Raw genomic sequence first — 16,893 nt, 5'->3', positions numbered from 1 at the left:
CAATAAAAAGGAGTGATTCATTTGTTGAAAAATGAAATACATCGTATTTATTTAGACAAAAATAATAATGAGGTAACTATTAATAGATTTAATGTGACATATCACTATACTATATTAGAACAAATTAATGATTTGCCACAATATGGTTATGCAGTTTTAAACCATTTATATGCTAATCCTGGTTTAGAGGCAGACTTCGAGCGTGTGTTCTTAAATAGAGATAAACATCTAGAGAATACTGAAGGGTTTGAAAATCTATTATTTCTAAAGCCACATAGTACACATGAACATCATGTTATCATTACGTTTTGGCAAGACGAAGCGACTTACAAACATTGGCAAGAGTCTCAGGAATATAAAGCATCCCATAAAAATAGAGGAACCAAGCAAGGTGCTGATAAATCTATTGTAAACAGAAACCTATCATTTAATATTAGTTTAGAATTTAAATAACATAATTTTTGAATTAAATGATATTTCTGCAAACATATAGGCGAGTTATTTAAATACTAACTTGCCTATTTTTTAAGCGATATAAAAATTTTAGCAAAATCACTGATAAGGGGAAGCGTATCATAAGTGATGCAGTTTATTAAGTCGGACCATTATATTTAGTTGAGGTTTTTATCATAAAAGGTTTAATTAATATTACATTCTCTGTGTATTTATATTACAAAGTCTATTATCATAATGATATATATTAAAATTCGATGTATGGAGAGATAACATAAGTACAAACATATTAGATGAAATCAATAAGATACTAAATGGAATGGAAGATTTACAAAATAAATACGAGGAAGTTTATTTAATACGTAATGAACGTAAAATTAAGTATAGAGAAATAGATGGTGTAAGAGGCTTTATGCCAGACTTTTTATTGTACTTAAAAGACAATGAAAATACTTACCAAGTGTTTTTAGAACCTAAAGGTAAACATTTATTATCAAATGATAAATTGAAAGAGCAATTTATGTTATCAATCAATGAAAGAAATGATATTGGAGTACTTGCTGAAAATGAAGATGTTAGATTAGTAGGATTATGTTTCTATTCAGATGATTCGGCGAAAAGAAAAGAATTCAAAAATCATTTTAATGACAAGTTATTAAAATTATAAAAGGGTGAAATTTATGGTCAATAAACCAAAAATCTTTGAAGAATTTTTTTATAATGTAGATAATGAAACAGTTGATATTGAAGAATTAAATACATATATTGAAAAAAATAATAGGAATATAAATAAATATAGAGGGAAGATGTTCTGCCCAGAATGTAAAGTTGCTAAATTGACTTATGTTAGTAAAACAACTACTAGGCGAGCACATTTAAAAAAATTCCATCAGCAAATCATTATGAAAATTGTACTTATAATTATGAATACGCAAATCAAAAATTACTAATAAAATATATTGAAAGCTTAAACTATAATCAAGTTCAAGATAAATTAAATGCTATTATGAATATGTTGTTTAATAATAAAGATAATGAAAATATTGAAAACAATGCTTATATTAAAAAGAATAATAAATTTTTTAATCCTAATTTAATCTCGGATATAACAAAAAAACAAAGAGATTTAAAAGCAATTAGAAGAAAGAAACTACAAGGATGGATTGATAAATCATATGAAGCAGATTTATATTTATTCTATGGTGAAGCAAAATTATCAGTTGAAGAAAAAATCAGCAAAAATAACAAAAACTACAAATTCTACATTTTAACGATTTTTACAAAAGACAAAGTTGGAGAATGGAAGTTTCGTGCAACCGTATATAGACATAATATAAAAGATAAAGTAAACGAAGATAGTATATATCAAATAGCATTAATAGGAAGATTAAACTTAGATTTCAAATATCCAGGGATTAACTTGTTAAATAAAAATGCCATAAAGTATGAATTGATTTAGCTATAATGTGGAATATATTATAGGCTAGTTAATATATAATATAATTCAAAATCACCTATATTTCATAGATAACACTTTTGAATAGTTCTATATATTCCATTCAAAGTAGACGCAAGATTGCGGAACTTTGAATGGATGTTTTTGAATACTTACTTCAATGAGGTGAGAAAAGGATAAGTATATAAAAAAACTGAGTAAGATAGAACAAAATAATAATTAAAAATATAGGGAGAAAAATATGGTGAACCAATATACAATTGATTTTCATGAGAAATATCAAAAATGCTTAAAAGATATAAATTTTCAAAATTACGTTTGTCATAAAAATAATTCAATAGAAGTACTTAATAATATTATTTCAAAAAATTCACATTTAAAAAAACCAAACAGTATATTTCTTCACTTAAAGAACTTAATTATAGAAGAGAAAGTATACTTGATTATTAATGAAAATAAAAATGTTTTTGAGTTTTTAGTAATAGATAGGAATTTTAATTCTGTTAGTCTTTTTATAGTAGTCGGAACCGGTACAGAAGAGGTTAGTAATACTTTGATAGGAAAATATGAATATTTTATTGAAATAGATCAATTACACTCCTATAAAAAAGGATATGGCAAATTATTATTAGAGTATTTAAAAGGGATTGCGGATAATTGTCAAATCCCTCTGGCTCTGTATGATGGTATAGAATATATAGAAGGATATTACGAAAAACTAGGTTTTATTCCAACAAAGCGTCTGAGTGAAATTAATGAAGTTTATAAGGTTTATTATCCCAGTAAATTGAAGTGGTGGAAGAATTTTTTAATAAATAAACTAGTACTTATACAGTTAGATAAGTAATTTGAGAATTAATTGATCAAATAAATAAATGGTATCCCATGAAAAAATCTCATCACCAGTCGATAAACAGAAACTTATCCTAGGTGGTTTGAATTATTAAAAAAGTAAAATCTAATGGATTAGCATCAAAAGTAGTTAAGTAAAGTTTCATCTTTCTAAATCGAGTAATAGCAACAGCGACTAATTGAGACATAAAAAAACTCCTCAATATTCATCAAATATTGAGGAGAACTATTTTCATCCAATTTAAGACGCTTTTTTAAAATTTTTAGCGAGAAATTTAATTATCTATTGTGTAACTTTAAATGTAAAGTGTGTACTTTTTCTGCCAATGCTTGAACTGGACCATCGACATCAGCATTTTCAATAACGTGATGGATAGGTAAACTTTTTACTGGTGATTGTGGTGCGCCTATCTCACTTAGCCACGTATTTAATTGTTCAGTAGAACTGGCATAAACGATTCTTCCAAGACCTACCCAACCATGTGCGGCGGCACACATCGGGCAGTGTTCACCAGAAGTATAAACAGTTGCTGACTTGCGCTCTTCTGGTGTTAAATGATTAGCAGCCCATTTCGCTATTTCAAACTCAGGGTGTCTAGTGTGGTCACCACCACTAACATGGTTGTGATCTTCAAATAAAACGTTGCCATTAGAGCTCACTAATATAGATCCAAATGGTTCGTCTCCTTTATTCAGTGCCTGTTCTGCTAATTCGACACATCGTTCTAAATAAGTAATATCAGATTGACTAACCATCTAATAGCCTCCTTAGTAATTACAAATGAATATTATTCATTCAAAAATATTACATAGTACTTGTATCAATTACAAAACGATATTTAACATCTGAAGCTAAGACTCTCTTATAAGCATCATCAATTTGATCAGCTGAAATTAATTCGATTTGAGGTTCAATGTTGTGTTTTGAACAGAAATCTAACATTTCTTGAGTCTCTTTTATACCACCAATAGCTGAACCAGCAAATGATCTACGATGACCAATTAAATTTGCTACATGTAATGATATAGGCTCTGCGGGTGCCCCAACATTAACGATTGTGCCATCTAGTGTTAATAATCTAAGGTAATCATCTAATTTCAGATTAGCACTCACTGTATTAATAATTAAATCAAATGAGCTTGCAAGTGTTTCAAACGTTGCTTCATCACTTGTTGCATAATAATGTGAAGCACCTAATTTCAAACCGTCTTCTTCTTTGTTTAATGTTCTTGATAATACAGTTACTTCAGCACCCATAGCATGTGCAATTTGAACAGCCATGTGTCCAAGTCCGCCCATACCTATAACTGCTACCTTTTTATCTTCATTTGCATTCCAATGATTTAAAGGTGAATAAGTCGTAATGCCAAGCACAAAGTAAAGGTGCGAGCAGCATCTAAACCAATATTATCAGGAATACGTAATACAAAATCTTCATGTACTACGATATGTGTTGAGTATCCACCTTGAGTTGGTTCACCATATCTGTCTGTACCTGCATATGTACCGACGTTTCCTTTTAGACAGTATTGTTCTTCGCCATTTTGACAATGAACACATTCTCCACAAGAGTCTACCATGCAACCTACACCGACACGGTCATCTATTTGATATTTACTGACTTCAGAACCGACTTCTTTAACAATTCCTGCGATTTCATGACCTGGCACTAATGGATAATTAACAGGTCCCCATTCTCCATGTGCAGTATGAATATCAGAATGGCATATGCCCGCATATTTAATTTCTATCAAAACATCGTTTGTATCAAGATCACGTCTTTTAATTTCCGTAGCATAAAAATCAGAATCTGGACTATTTACAGCTCTAGCTTTAACATTTAACATATATTAATTCCTCCATTATTCGTACTTCAGAATATTTTTATTGATATTCTTCATTGTTCATAATAGACCTTAAAGTATACTTTAGGTCAATGAATATGACTTCCCATGTAATTAGGACTGAACAAAAACAATATCTGGAGTAAATAATATGTGCATTCATTTATAAAACAGTGAAACCATCGATAAGGTTGTTTCCAGTATTTTAAAACTATTTAATATTGATTCAAAAATTACCAAATAAAAAAAGAGCGCGTCTTATAAAACGCGTTCTCCTTTTTTATAAATGCTTTAACTTCACTACATAACTCACTCTACATATTCTAGTTCATTAACCACTTTGACCATGTCGTCGTGAATGACTAAAGTTGCGTGGTTATCATAAGGTGTAGGGTCATTATTAATGATAATTAGATTTTGTCCTTTAAAGTTCGAAATAAGCCCTGCTGCTGGTTGGACTACGAGTGACGAACCTAGGACGACTAAAGTATCAGCTTTATTTATTTTATCCAGTGCATTATATATCGTATTTTGATTTAATAATTCCCCATAAAGTACAATATCAGGTCTAATGGGGCTACCGCACACTTCACAATCACGTAAATGTTGTTCCATAATATAATTTTTGAAATATGCCTTATGGCAATCAATACAATAGAATTGATTTAACGTACCATGCAGTTCGTCAACGTTAAGACTCCCCGCATCAGAATGCAGACCGTCGATATTTTGAGTAATGACACCTAATGAACGTTTGTCTTGTTCTAGTTGAGCAATCCATTGATGAACAAGGTTCGGTTGCTTATCAGCTATAAGTAAACGTTTATGATAAAAATCTACAAAGCCTACTGGGTCATCTTGAAGATAATCCGTACTTAATAAATATTCAGGTGCGTAGCCATCTTTTGAAATTTCATCAAATAGCCCGCCCATAGAACGAAAATCTGGGACACCGCTTGCGACAGATACACCTGCCCCTGTAAAAAACGTGATTTTATTAGAATTATTAATGATGTTCTTGAATTGTTCAATCCTGTCATTCATGCATTTCACTCCATTAAAATTTTAAAAATCATACTCCTAACCTTTAAATTAATTTTAAGTTGTAAAAAGTAATTTAGCAAACAAAACATATACTTAAGCACTAACATGCGACCGTATATTATCTCTTGTTTAAGGGTATATTTACGGTCTTTTTTCAAATTGTATTATTATTCTATTAAATTTCACATTTAAAACTTATACTAATTAATTCTAAAAAGTATGATATATTTCTAATAATTATATGTATAAATTTTAATAACTAAAGGCGGTTTGGGGCTTTGAAGAAACAGAGACTAAAGTTAAGCACACTGATCATTATTGTAGTATGTATTGTAGTGTTATTTTCATTACTTATTACGAGTGTATTGATTAGTAAGACCATTAAAGATACGATACATAAAACAACTGAAGAGAAGGCCGAAGTAATTGGTAAGACCGTTGCTCAGTCTGAGATTGTTCAATCTACTTTGAAAAAAGGTGACAATGATAACAGTATACAAACGTATGTGTCTGAAATACAACAATCAACGGATGTGAGTTTTATTGTTGTGATGGATATGAACGGGATACGAAAATCGCACCCTAATGAAAAACGCATTGGTAAGCATTTTAAAGGTGGCGATGAAACAAATGCGCCGCACGGTAAAGAGAGTGCTTCGATTTCTAAAGGGACGCTCGGTGAATCATTAAGGTCATTTACCCCTGTTTATGCTGATGGTAAGCAAGTTGGAGTAGTTGCCGTTGGTGTACCGATGAAAAGTGTTTCTGAAGCACTTGCAGATGGGAATAAGCAAATTATCATTGGGTCAATTGTTGGACTTATTGTCGGTGCCATTGGTGCATATTTACTGTCTAGATATATTAAGAAAATTTTACTTGGTTTAGAACCATCGAATATCGCTAAGATACTTGGAGAAAGGAACACGATGTTGCAATCTGTTCATGAGGGTATCGTTGCTGTTGATAAAGAAGGTAAGATTAATTTAGTGAATAAATCAGCGATGGATATATTTAATAAGGCAAATTTAAAAGGCAATCCAATTGGCATGAAGATTGATGATTATATGGAGTCTACACAACTACCAAAAGTACTCGAGTTAGGTAAACCAGAATTGGACAAGGAACAAAATATTAATGGAGTGAAGATCTTGGTTAATAGAGTGCCACTGGTTGTAAATAATGAAATTGTTGGTGCAATTTCAACATTTAGAGACAAGACAGAGGTGAACAAACTTTCGGAACAGTTAGTAGGTGTGAAGACATATGCTGATACATTACGTGCGCAGTCACACGAGTTTAGTAACAGGTTGCACGTGATTTCTGGCCTGCTACAAATGGAACATTATGAGGATTTAAAACAGTATATACATGAGATTGTTGAACTAGGCAGCCAAGAGAATGGTAGTATTACGTCGAAGATTAAAGATCCTGTGTTAGCCGGATTCTTAATTGGCAAATTAAGTTTGGCGAGAGAACAGAATATTAAATTGTCTATTATCAGCCATACAATGATTCCAGAACCGAAGCATTCATATATTACTCATGAAATGATTACGATTATAGGTAATTTAATAGATAATAGTATAGATTCTTTAAGCGCATCTGCTGTTAGCGAGAAAACAATTGACGTACATTTGAAATATATAAATAACGCATTAATCATAGATATTGTAGATTCAGGCTTAGGTCTAAAAGGTGATTTAGCCCATCAAATTTTTGAAAAGGGCTACTCTTCTAAAGGGGAGCACAGAGGCTATGGGCTGCATCTTGTTCAACAAAGCGTAGAGAAACTTAACGGGGAAATAAATGTAGCTTCTAATGTAGAAGGCAATGTGACATTTTCAGTCGTTATAAATTATTCAAAAAAGGAGGGACTATAAATGTTAAATATCTTAATTGTTGAAGATGATCCAATGGTTGCACAAATAAATCAACAATTTATTAAAAAAATAGATGACCAAACCTCAGTTGATATTGCCTCAAATGTTAAAGAAGCTATAAAACATATAGAAAATAAAGAAATTGATTTACTATTGCTCGGATATATACATGCCTGAGGAAAATGGACTCACATTTCTTAAATATATAAGAGAGCAAGGTTATAAAATAGACGCAATTCTCATCACAGCGGCTACGGATGTCGAGGATATTCAAACTGCATTTCGTTACGGCGCTGTAGATTATTTAATTAAGCCCTTCGACTTTGAGCGTTTTCAACAATCATTGTTGAGATATAAAAAAGGACTCACATTCTTTAATAAAACGAGTAGTATTAATCAAACTGATATTGATGCTGAGTTTCTTAACAAGGAAATTGTTGACCGTGATTCAGAGTTGAAATTACCAAAAGGTGTGACGGAAGCAACGTTACAAGTGATTATTGATAAAATGAAATACTTTGAAGAAAATGAATTCTCTACAGATGACATCTCAAAGCACGTCAATATTTCGAGAGTTTCTGTAAGAAAATATTTAAAGTTTTTAACGGATATAGAGGTTTTAGAAGAATCTTTAAATTATGGTATAGGGCGGCCCATTAATTTCTATAAGGTTAAAAAGGATAATCTTCAGTATTTAAAGGGTTATATAGAATTATAGTGAAGTGTTACCGAATCAAAAGGATTAAATTCCTTTTGATTCGGTTTTTTTAATTACAAAAAGATAATTAAAATTTCATAAGCTATAAATTTATATCGTCTATGAATAGAATAGATTTATACGTAACAAGGGGGTTAATAATGAATACGAAAGCAAATTTGAAAGCGCTTACTAATGAAGGGGTGCCAATAGAGCGCAGCTTTAAAAGTTTAGGGAAAAGGCTGATTCATATTAAAGTGGGCGTGTTACCATTACCACTTTACTTAATACTAGCCGCAATTATATTAGCCGCGTCCGTATATAATACGTTACCGGCAGACATGATCGGTGGATTCGCAGTAATCATGATTTTGGGTATCTTGCTAGGCGATCTTGGTCAAAAATTGCCGGTTTTAAAAGATATCGGTGGACCTGCTATTTTAGCATTACTTGTACCATCTGTTTTAGTGTTTTTAGATGTTATTAACACATCTTCTATGGAAGCGGTAACAAGTTTGATGAAGACATCGAACTTTTTATATTTCTATATTTCTTGTTTGGTTGTTGGAAGTATTTTAGGCATGAATAGTAAAGTGTTAATTCAAGGATTTACACGTATGTTTGTGCCTTTACTAGTGGGAACTATTCTGGCAGTATCTGCTGGTTTATTAGTCGGCCTACTATTTGGCTATGATATTAAGCATACATTGTTTTATATTGTTGTACCTATTATTGGAGGAGGTATTGGTGAAGGTATTCTCCCATTATCCATTGCATACTCAGCTATATTGGGAGGCACAGCTGAATCGTTCGTTTCTCAAATGATTCCAGCAGCAGTAATTGGTAATATATTTGCGGTTGTTACTGCAGGAGTCATGATGCGTGTAGGTGAAAAACATACAAAGCTTTCAGGAAATGGAAAATTAATTAAATCTGAAAACATAGATGAAACGAGTGAGGATAAAGAAGATAAAGAAAAAGTAATTGATTTCTCACTTATGGGAGCAGGTTTACTCATTGCTTGTAGTTTCTTTATTGTTGGTACACTTGGTCAAAAATTCATAGGTATGCCGGGGCCAGTTATTATGATTCTATTTGCAACGATTATTAAATGTTTGAAAGTAATGCCACACAAAATGGAAGATGGCGCACATAATTTATATAAATTTGTATCTACAAGTTTAACTTGGCCATTAATGGTAGGTCTTGGAATGTTGTACATACCTTTAGAAGATGTCGTTAAAATTGTTACACCAAGCATATGTTGTCATATGTGCATCAGTCGTATTAACCATGATTCTTTCTGGTTATTTTGTAGGTAAATTGATGAAAATGTATCCAGTAGATGCCGCTATCGTGACGGGATGTCATAGTGGCTTAGGTGGTACAGGAGATGTAGCTATATTGTCAGCATCTAAACGTATGGCACTTATGCCATTTGCACAAGTTGCTACCAGAATAGGCGGCGTATCAACAGTCATCATGGCAACATTTTTGTTGAAAATGCTAAGTTAAATCACAATACTAAATAAGGGGTAATAAATATGTCAGTAAGAAATGAAACTACAGATTCAATCAGTTTACACCATGAACGTTCAGGAAAAATAGAAATTACGAGTAAAGTAGAGGTTAAGGATGAACAGGATTTGAGTGTCGTATACACGCCTGGTGTATCTGAAGTATGTAAGGCGATTACAGAAGATGAATCAAAAGTAAATTCGTTAACAGCGCGAGGTAATATGATTGCTGTAGTTACGGATGGTACGGCTGTACTTGGACTAGGTGATATTGGACCCAAAGCGGCTATACCAGTTATGGAAGGGAAAAGTATTTTATTTAAAAAACTGGCAAATGTAGATGCATTTCCAATTTCATTAAATACAAAAGATACTGAAGAAATTATATCTATTATAAAAGCGTTAGAACCTAATTTTTCTGGAATTAATCTAGAAGATATATCTGCACCACGTTGTTTTGAAATTGAGAAAAGATTAATTGAAGAACTTGATATTCCAGTATTTCATGATGATCAACATGGAACGGCAATAGTTGTGCTTGCAACATTAATCAATGCACTTAAATTTGTTCGAAAAGAAAACTATTCTACAAAAATCATTATTAATGGTGCAGGCTCTGCAGGTATTGCGATTGCTAAGTTATTATTAGAAGCAGGATATAATAATATTACGCTGGTCAGTCTAGAAGGTGTCTTAAATAAATCAGAAACGTGGATGAACGGCGCTCAACAAGACATTGCAACATATACAAATCCTGAAGAATCTAGAGGCACATTGGATGATGTCATTCAAAATGCAGATGTATTTATTGGTGTATCAGGTCCCAAAGCGTTAACAAAAGATCATGTACAGTCAATGAATGATAACCCAGTTGTTTTTGCATTAGCCAATCCTACCCCAGAAATATACCCAGAAGAAGCAATAGAAGCTGGAGCTACCATCATTGGCACAGGACGTTCGGACTATCCTAATCAAATCAATAATTTATTAGCGTTTCCTGGAATATTTAGAGGCGTGTTAGATGCACAATCAAGTGATATTACTACAGAAATGAAAATAACGGCAGCTAAAGCAATTGCTAGCTCAATAAGAGAAGATCAGTTAGCAGCGGATTTCATTATTCCCAATGCGCTAGATAAAAACGTCGCTCATCAAGTCGCCGAAGCGGTTAAGCATATTGCGAAAAAAGAAGGGGAAATATTAGTTTAGAGTGAAAAAAGGAACAATAAATGAAACAGTTAATAGATTTATAATGCTACGATTTTAATAAGTAACTAAGATGCTAAATATATATTAAAAGTGCTGACAACAAAATGTAATGTTGTCAGCACTTTTAATTTTATACTTTTATTCTGGTTCTCCATCTTCATCATATTTCGTTACATTACCGTCTTGATCAACAATGTAGGAGCCAGCTAAGTTATCATCTTTATCAGTAAAGGAGAAGCCCCAATCCCCATTATTACTTTGTTCAGGCTCTTTGTACGTATATTGAGAAGTGTCTAAACTATGACCCTCGTATGACTCAACCTTATCTATTACATTTTCTCGTGTTACTTCGCCAGTACTATCATCACTACTTTCGCTACTATCATTAGAATCATTAGATTCAGAAATGACAGGTGTCCAATTATCTATTTCACTTTGAGAAAAATCTTTTAGTTTTACAGTTTTAGGATTATTAAGTATGCGTGTAGATTCATTTTGCGAATAATCATCTTCGTCCCAACGTTTATCTTGGAAATGACTAGGCACATCATAAACATCTACTGTACCATCATGATTGTCTTTATAAATAACTTGTCCCGCGACAGTTGGTGTACCGTATAATGCTTGCGTGCCATTTGGGAATGTCGCGGAAGCACTCTTGTTATATGGATTTAAGACCTCATCCGAAACATCTACATGCGTGATTTCAGTACTTGAAGGATCTACATTGCCGCCATTATCTTCAAGTACAGAAATCCATACTTTGGCATAGTGTTCAGGTGAATTTGTATTTTCATCATTGTTGTTACTGTCAGATGATGAATTATCATTTTGGTTTTCGTTTTCATCGTTGCTATTATTACTACTGTTTTGATCTTGTTTGTTTGAGTCATTAGAATCTCCACCAGATCCTGTATTAATGTTGATATCACAAGCCGATAAACCAATAGAAGCTACAATAATACCAGTAGCTATATATTTAAATTTCATAAAAATCCCCCTTATATCATAAATAAGTATGCTTAATATTTATTATACCCAATAAGTTGTCGAAAATCTTTTCCAAGATAGAGTGATTAACACGTCTTAAAAATATAATATTGACTTTACTTATAATTCACGTTACATTATAAAACGTAATTATTACGATTTATAAAAGGGGAGTTAATCTAATGAGTAAAATTCCGGTAACTGTTTTAAGTGGCTATTTAGGTTCAGGGAAGACTACGTTGCTCAATCACATTTTAAAAAATCGAGAGGGACGTAAAATAGCAGTTATTGTAAATGATATGAGTGAAGTCAATATTGATAAAGATTTAGTTGCAGAAGGTGGCGGCTTATCCAGAACTGATGAGAAACTAGTTGAATTATCGAATGGCTGTATCTGTTGTACATTGAGAGATGATTTATTAAAAGAAGTAGAACGTCTCGTACACAAAGGAAATATAGATTACATTGTTATTGAATCAACAGGTATTTCAGAACCTGTACCAGTTGCCCAAACATTTTCATACATAGATGACGAACTCGACATTGATTTAACGTCAATATGCCAATTAGACACAATGGTGACAGTAGTAGACGCGAATCGATTCACCAATGATATTAACTCGGAAGATTTATTAGTCGATCGAGACCAAGGTGCTGATGTTACGGATGAACGCACGCTTGCAGATTTACTAATCGATCAGGTCGAATTCTGTGATGTCCTAGTATTGAATAAAATAGATTTAGTTACTGACGATGAATTACAGAAACTTGAAAATGTACTGAGACAGTTACAACCTGAAGCGAAATTAATTAAAACAGTGAATGCAGAAGTAGAATTAAACGAAATTTTAAATACGGGGCGCTTTGATTTTGAAAAAGCGAGTGATTCTGCAGGATGGATTAAAGAATTAACTGAAGGTGGCCATGCGACACATACACCAGAAACTGAAGAATACGGTATAAGTTCCTTTGTTTATTCAAGAAGATTACCGTTTCACGCGGAACGTTTTAATACATGGTTAGAAAATATGTCGGATAACATCGTTCGTTCCAAAGGTATCGTGTGGCTCGCGCAATATAATGAAGTTGCTTGTTTATTATCACAAGCTGGGTCATCTTGTAACATTAGTCCAGTGACCTATTGGGTAGTCATGATGTCATCAGAACAACAAAGACAGATTTTGCATGAAAGAACAGATATTGCAGAAACGTGGGATATTGAATATGGTGACCGAAATACACAATTTGTCATTATCGGAACGGATTTAGATACTGAAAAAATTGAACGTGAACTCGATGCATGTTTATTAAATCGTCATGAAATAGAGCAAGATTGGAGCAATTTACCAGACCCTTATCAATGGGAGATAAGTAAACAGCAATAAATCAAAATAGGAAGCATTTGATTATAATGCTTCCTATTTTGGTATTTAATTATTTTGCGATAGGTGAATATTATTTATTTCTCTTTTTGTTTTCTGCCAATCAATAGTAGGCAAGCGCCTAAGATTAATGATGACCATAGTGGTACTTGGCTTTGGCTTTGACCTGTATTTGGTAATTGTTGTGTTTCAGTTGAATGACTATGCTCATTTGTCATGTTTTGCTTATCGAGATGAATGTCTTCTTTATCAAGTTTAGTGTTTGTTGTACCTGTTTTAGTAATGTTTGTATTATATTGATGATTATTTTGGTTATGTGTTTCTGTAGCTAGCTGATGTATAGGCTGTTCTGATTGTGAAACTGATTTTTGATTTTTCACCGTATTATGATATTGTGCGGCGATAGGTGTTGTAGAAAGAGCAGTTGATTTAGCTGTCGAGTTGTTATTTAACTGAGTCGAGTCATTTTGAGTATTTGATGGATTTTCTGAAATTAATGCGTCAGGGTTCTCAATAACTGCATTTTGGTCGACAAGAGGACCTTCTGAATTATGTTCAATTTCAGGATTTTCGTCATTTAAATCAATCGTATCATTATCTTCACCATCGTTGACAGGCGGGTTGTCATTTTCAGTGTTGTCTTGGTCGTTAGGTGGTACTTGTTCAGTTCCACTAATCTGATTTAACTCAAATGTAGATGTAGTGCCTGACAATTCAAAGGATACGATTAACATTGCTTTGCCTGTTGGGCTGTCTTCTTCAGAGACAAAAGTAATACCCTCAGGTGAGATATCTTTATTTTGTTCATCATAAAGGTATTGCGTGAATGCAGGAGCAGTAGGATTCGTAATATTATATATCATGATGCCTCCTACACGTTCTAAGCCGACGAATGCGTATGTTTGATTGCCGACAGTACCAACTTCTATAGACTCGACTTCAGGACCTTTATCGTCACTTCTACCATCTACTTCTAGTTCATTAAAATCTTCATAATTAGCATTAAAGCGTTCTGGTAAAATATCTTTGATACGCTGTTCAATATCATTGCCACTGTCGTAAACCATAGATAGGTCAGAACCTTTTAATATTGAAAATGAACGACCACTGAACGTTACGAGTGCATTATATTTTCCATTTTCATCTCTGAATTTGTGAGAAGTTGTCACTTTTAATCTGCCTAATTGATCATCATCAAATAGCCCGTTAGCCACAAGTGCATCTAATTCTTCTTGCGTATAACCTTCATAGTATTTAGCGTCTAATTCAATATCATCTTTAATATCTTTGACACGGATTTCCTCTGAATAACCCTCATAATCTTGTGAATCACCTTCATTGGCTATTAATAAATATGTTTCTCCATTATATTCGTATGAATCAATACCATCTGGTTGTAACATACCGAGTACTGGTACAGGGCGTAATTCTTTTTTACCGTCTTTGTCTGAAGGATCAATAGCATTTTCAGGTAAGGAATGATCTTTATAAGGTAATCCTTGGACTTGTACGAATTTACCTTTTTCAATGTCTAGCTTAGCAATAGCACTTGATTCTTGAATCGTCACGTAAGCATATTTTCCACTTTCATCGGTCACGATATACTCTGGCTCTAAATTTAGATAAGCTTGCGATTTATTAGGACCTAATGCACGAATAGATTCATTCATATGATCTTGTGTTAGTGAAGTAGTGCGAACGTGTGAGTTGTTTAATTCGGTTGGTGCACCTGATGTGTCGATAATTGACACAGAACCTTCTGGATTCACTTTGTAATCGTCAGAGGGTTCACCTTCATTGGCTACAAGTAAACGAGAACCATCTTTTGTGAAAGTTACCATGTCGGGTAGACTGCCTACCGTCAAATCATTTAAGTATTTTCCTGTATCACTATAGAAGACCACGTGACCGGGCTTTGTTTTATCTTTGGCAGGTGCAGAAAGAGCAATATAATTACCATCAGGATGAACAGCTACACTAGTTAGGTCACCTGCTTCAATGCCGAGCATCTTGTAGATAAATTCGATTTACGAGCTGAATTTCTTTGTTTTTAGTGTTTTTAATATCTAAAATATCTAATGCTTCTTTATCTCCATTTATTGAATAGGCATAACCATTTTTAGGGTTATATTTTACAATTTCTGTACCACCTTTATCAAAGCCAGCACCGCTATCATAACGCCCTGTGTGATTAATGTTGAGGGATGTTGAATCTTTAGAAGCATTACGTGTATTTCTAATTGTTGGATTTTGAGCAGATGCCATTTGTAAGACTGCTTGTGGCTGTTTGTCTTGTTTTTGGGTATTATGTTGAATCGCTTTTAAAAGTGTTGTGCGTTCTGCATTGGTTAAATTTTCTAAGTCTTTAGTAGATGTGCTGTTAGATGAAATAGCATCACTATGAATATGATTATTGTTCAATGGTTCTGAAGCGGATTGCGATGCCGATGATGCGTCTTCTATTTTATGTGGTGGGTTTATATTAGTCTCTGTTTTGTTGAGCGATTTGTTTGTTGAGTCATGTTGCTTCTGTGCAGTTGAGTTTGAATTATCTGATGAAGCATTTGAATGTTTTGTGGATTTGTCTGATTCATTTGGAGTGTTCGAATTATCTGTTGTTGCATCTGATTCATTTAATGGCACCTTTGAATGCCCTGTTGATGTATTTGAATCCTTTGTTTGTTCTATAGTTTGCTTGGATTCGGCGTCATTTTGAACTTGTTCTTGTGTAGCGTCACTAGATGACGGTTTTGGTAGTTGATCAGATTTTGAATTTTCAACATTTGAATCATTTTGCTTATCTTCTTCTTTAAGAAGCTCTTGTTGTTGAGATTTTTGTGTATTCTGCTCTGTTAATTCTTCTTTATTTGAAGCATTTCTTGTTAATGATTTCCTTGAATCTTTAGTGATGTTCTCAATAGTTTGTTCTTCGTTAGCATCACTTTCAGACGGCTGTTCAGGTTTTTGTGTGTCTGAAGCATCATTTAATGCACTTTGTGTGCTCGGTGACTGATTTTCTTTCTTTATGTCATTTTCGTCGATAGTTTCTTCTTTAGGTTCTTCTGTAGTGCCTTCATTTTGATTATGTATATTTGTTGCTTGATTATTGTTCGAATTATGATTATCTGTAGATGTTGATTTAGATGATGATTCTAATGTATGATCCTGACTACTAGTTTGAACTTGAGCAGTTGTAGTTTCAGTATCATTTTTAATTTGACTATGATCAGCGGCGGAAGCTTGATTACTCATCCCAAGTAATAGACATGTCCCAATTGTAACTGAAGCAGTTCCCATCATACTTTTTCTAATAGAATAAATTGTGTTTCTTTTCATATTGTTAAACATAAAATCCCCCTAGATAGATAAATACGTACTTATTAATTATCTCACTAGTATGTTTGTGTATTATTTTTAAAAAATAAAGAATTAGTAAATATGCTTTGCCATAAAATAAATAAAACTATTAATACATAGCGCTACCTATATAAATCACGCAATTTAGAAATATATTTAATTCAATCATATTTGGGAATAGAGTAATCATACATATATATTGATGTTGCTA

Annotated in this window: 13 protein-coding genes and 3 pseudogenes; 10 read left to right on the top strand and 6 right to left on the bottom strand. The window is 32.9% G+C overall.

Annotation, left to right across the window (positions count from 1 at the left end; translation table 11 throughout):
• Nucleotides 1–21 precede the first annotated feature (21 nt).
• From ABLV90_RS04040 to ABLV90_RS04020, 5 genes are all read left to right on the top strand, one after another.
• Complete coding sequence (locus tag ABLV90_RS04040; protein WP_316673006.1) at nucleotides 22–453, top strand: antibiotic biosynthesis monooxygenase family protein; 432 nt, start codon at nucleotides 22–24, stop codon at nucleotides 451–453.
• Nucleotides 454–772: 319 nt separating this feature from the next.
• A complete protein-coding gene (locus ABLV90_RS04035; RefSeq protein WP_427705717.1) occupies nucleotides 773–1,120 on the top strand; it encodes a hypothetical protein in 348 nt (115 codons plus the stop codon).
• Between the two features lie 13 nt (nucleotides 1,121–1,133).
• Nucleotides 1,134–1,403, top strand: coding sequence for a hypothetical protein (locus ABLV90_RS04030; protein ID WP_460872219.1), 270 nt, complete (start codon nucleotides 1,134–1,136; stop codon nucleotides 1,401–1,403).
• Between the two features lie 56 nt (nucleotides 1,404–1,459).
• On the top strand, nucleotides 1,460–1,912 hold the full coding sequence (locus ABLV90_RS04025; protein ID WP_460872218.1) for a hypothetical protein: 453 nt from the start codon (nucleotides 1,460–1,462) through the stop codon (nucleotides 1,910–1,912).
• A 241-nt stretch (nucleotides 1,913–2,153) separates the two neighbouring features.
• Nucleotides 2,154–2,756 (top strand): hypothetical protein, encoded by a 603-nt coding sequence (locus tag ABLV90_RS04020; RefSeq protein WP_460872217.1) that lies wholly within the window; start codon nucleotides 2,154–2,156, stop codon nucleotides 2,754–2,756.
• A 284-nt stretch (nucleotides 2,757–3,040) separates the two neighbouring features.
• Here ABLV90_RS04020 and ABLV90_RS04015 read toward each other — a convergent pair whose 3' ends face one another.
• From ABLV90_RS04015 to ABLV90_RS04005, 3 genes and pseudogenes are all read right to left on the bottom strand, one after another.
• Complete coding sequence (locus ABLV90_RS04015; RefSeq protein WP_427705723.1) at nucleotides 3,041–3,517, bottom strand: nucleoside deaminase; 477 nt, start codon at nucleotides 3,515–3,517, stop codon at nucleotides 3,041–3,043.
• A gap of 49 nt (nucleotides 3,518–3,566) precedes the next feature.
• Nucleotides 3,567–4,609 (bottom strand): annotated as a pseudogene (locus ABLV90_RS04010) (NAD(P)-dependent alcohol dehydrogenase).
• 306 nt (nucleotides 4,610–4,915) lie between these two features.
• Entirely contained in the window at nucleotides 4,916–5,650 is a 735-nt protein-coding gene (locus ABLV90_RS04005) for an NAD-dependent protein deacylase (RefSeq protein WP_427705726.1), read from the bottom strand.
• Between the two features lie 278 nt (nucleotides 5,651–5,928).
• Between ABLV90_RS04005 and dcuS the strand changes: the two genes are divergently transcribed.
• The 4 genes and pseudogenes from dcuS to ABLV90_RS03985 all read left to right on the top strand — a co-directional run bounded on the left by dcuS (nucleotide 5,929) and on the right by ABLV90_RS03985 (nucleotide 10,953).
• Nucleotides 5,929–7,530 (top strand): DcuS/MalK family sensor histidine kinase, encoded by a 1,602-nt coding sequence (dcuS, locus tag ABLV90_RS04000; protein ID WP_460872216.1) that lies wholly within the window; start codon nucleotides 5,929–5,931, stop codon nucleotides 7,528–7,530.
• Nucleotides 7,531–8,248 (top strand): annotated as a pseudogene (locus ABLV90_RS03995) (response regulator).
• 140 nt (nucleotides 8,249–8,388) lie between these two features.
• A pseudogene (locus tag ABLV90_RS03990) lies at nucleotides 8,389–9,742 on the top strand (2-hydroxycarboxylate transporter family protein).
• 29 nt (nucleotides 9,743–9,771) lie between these two features.
• Nucleotides 9,772–10,953: an NADP-dependent malic enzyme gene (locus ABLV90_RS03985; RefSeq protein ID WP_460872215.1), complete on the top strand. Its 1,182-nt coding sequence runs from the start codon at nucleotides 9,772–9,774 to the stop codon at nucleotides 10,951–10,953.
• Between the two features lie 138 nt (nucleotides 10,954–11,091).
• Here the strand turns inward: ABLV90_RS03985 and ABLV90_RS03980 are convergent, their stop codons facing one another.
• Entirely contained in the window at nucleotides 11,092–11,943 is an 852-nt protein-coding gene (locus tag ABLV90_RS03980) for a hypothetical protein (RefSeq protein WP_460872214.1), read from the bottom strand.
• A gap of 182 nt (nucleotides 11,944–12,125) precedes the next feature.
• On the opposite strand from ABLV90_RS03980, the gene ABLV90_RS03975 reads away from it, so the two are divergent.
• Nucleotides 12,126–13,328: a GTP-binding protein gene (locus tag ABLV90_RS03975; RefSeq protein ID WP_460872213.1), complete on the top strand. Its 1,203-nt coding sequence runs from the start codon at nucleotides 12,126–12,128 to the stop codon at nucleotides 13,326–13,328.
• 74 nt (nucleotides 13,329–13,402) lie between these two features.
• On the opposite strand, the gene ABLV90_RS03970 is transcribed toward ABLV90_RS03975, so the two are convergent.
• Both ABLV90_RS03970 and ABLV90_RS03965 read right to left on the bottom strand, forming a co-directional pair.
• The gene (locus tag ABLV90_RS03970; protein ID WP_460872212.1) at nucleotides 13,403–15,334 is read right to left on the bottom strand and encodes a choice-of-anchor I family protein; all 1,932 of its coding nucleotides are present in this window, start codon (nucleotides 15,332–15,334) and stop codon (nucleotides 13,403–13,405) included.
• Entirely contained in the window at nucleotides 15,321–16,673 is a 1,353-nt protein-coding gene (locus tag ABLV90_RS03965) for a YSIRK-type signal peptide-containing protein (RefSeq protein WP_460872211.1), read from the bottom strand. Before ABLV90_RS03965 ends, ABLV90_RS03970 begins: the two co-directional genes overlap by 14 nt.
• Nucleotides 16,674–16,893: the final 220 nt, after the last annotated feature.

Source organism: Staphylococcus sp. 2S1 (assembly GCF_046721335.1).
In the GTDB taxonomy this organism is placed as follows: Bacteria; Bacillota; Bacilli; order Staphylococcales; family Staphylococcaceae; genus Staphylococcus; species Staphylococcus equorum_A.
Note: the sequence above shows the minus strand (reverse complement) of the source record. Positions and strands in the feature narration are given on the sequence as shown.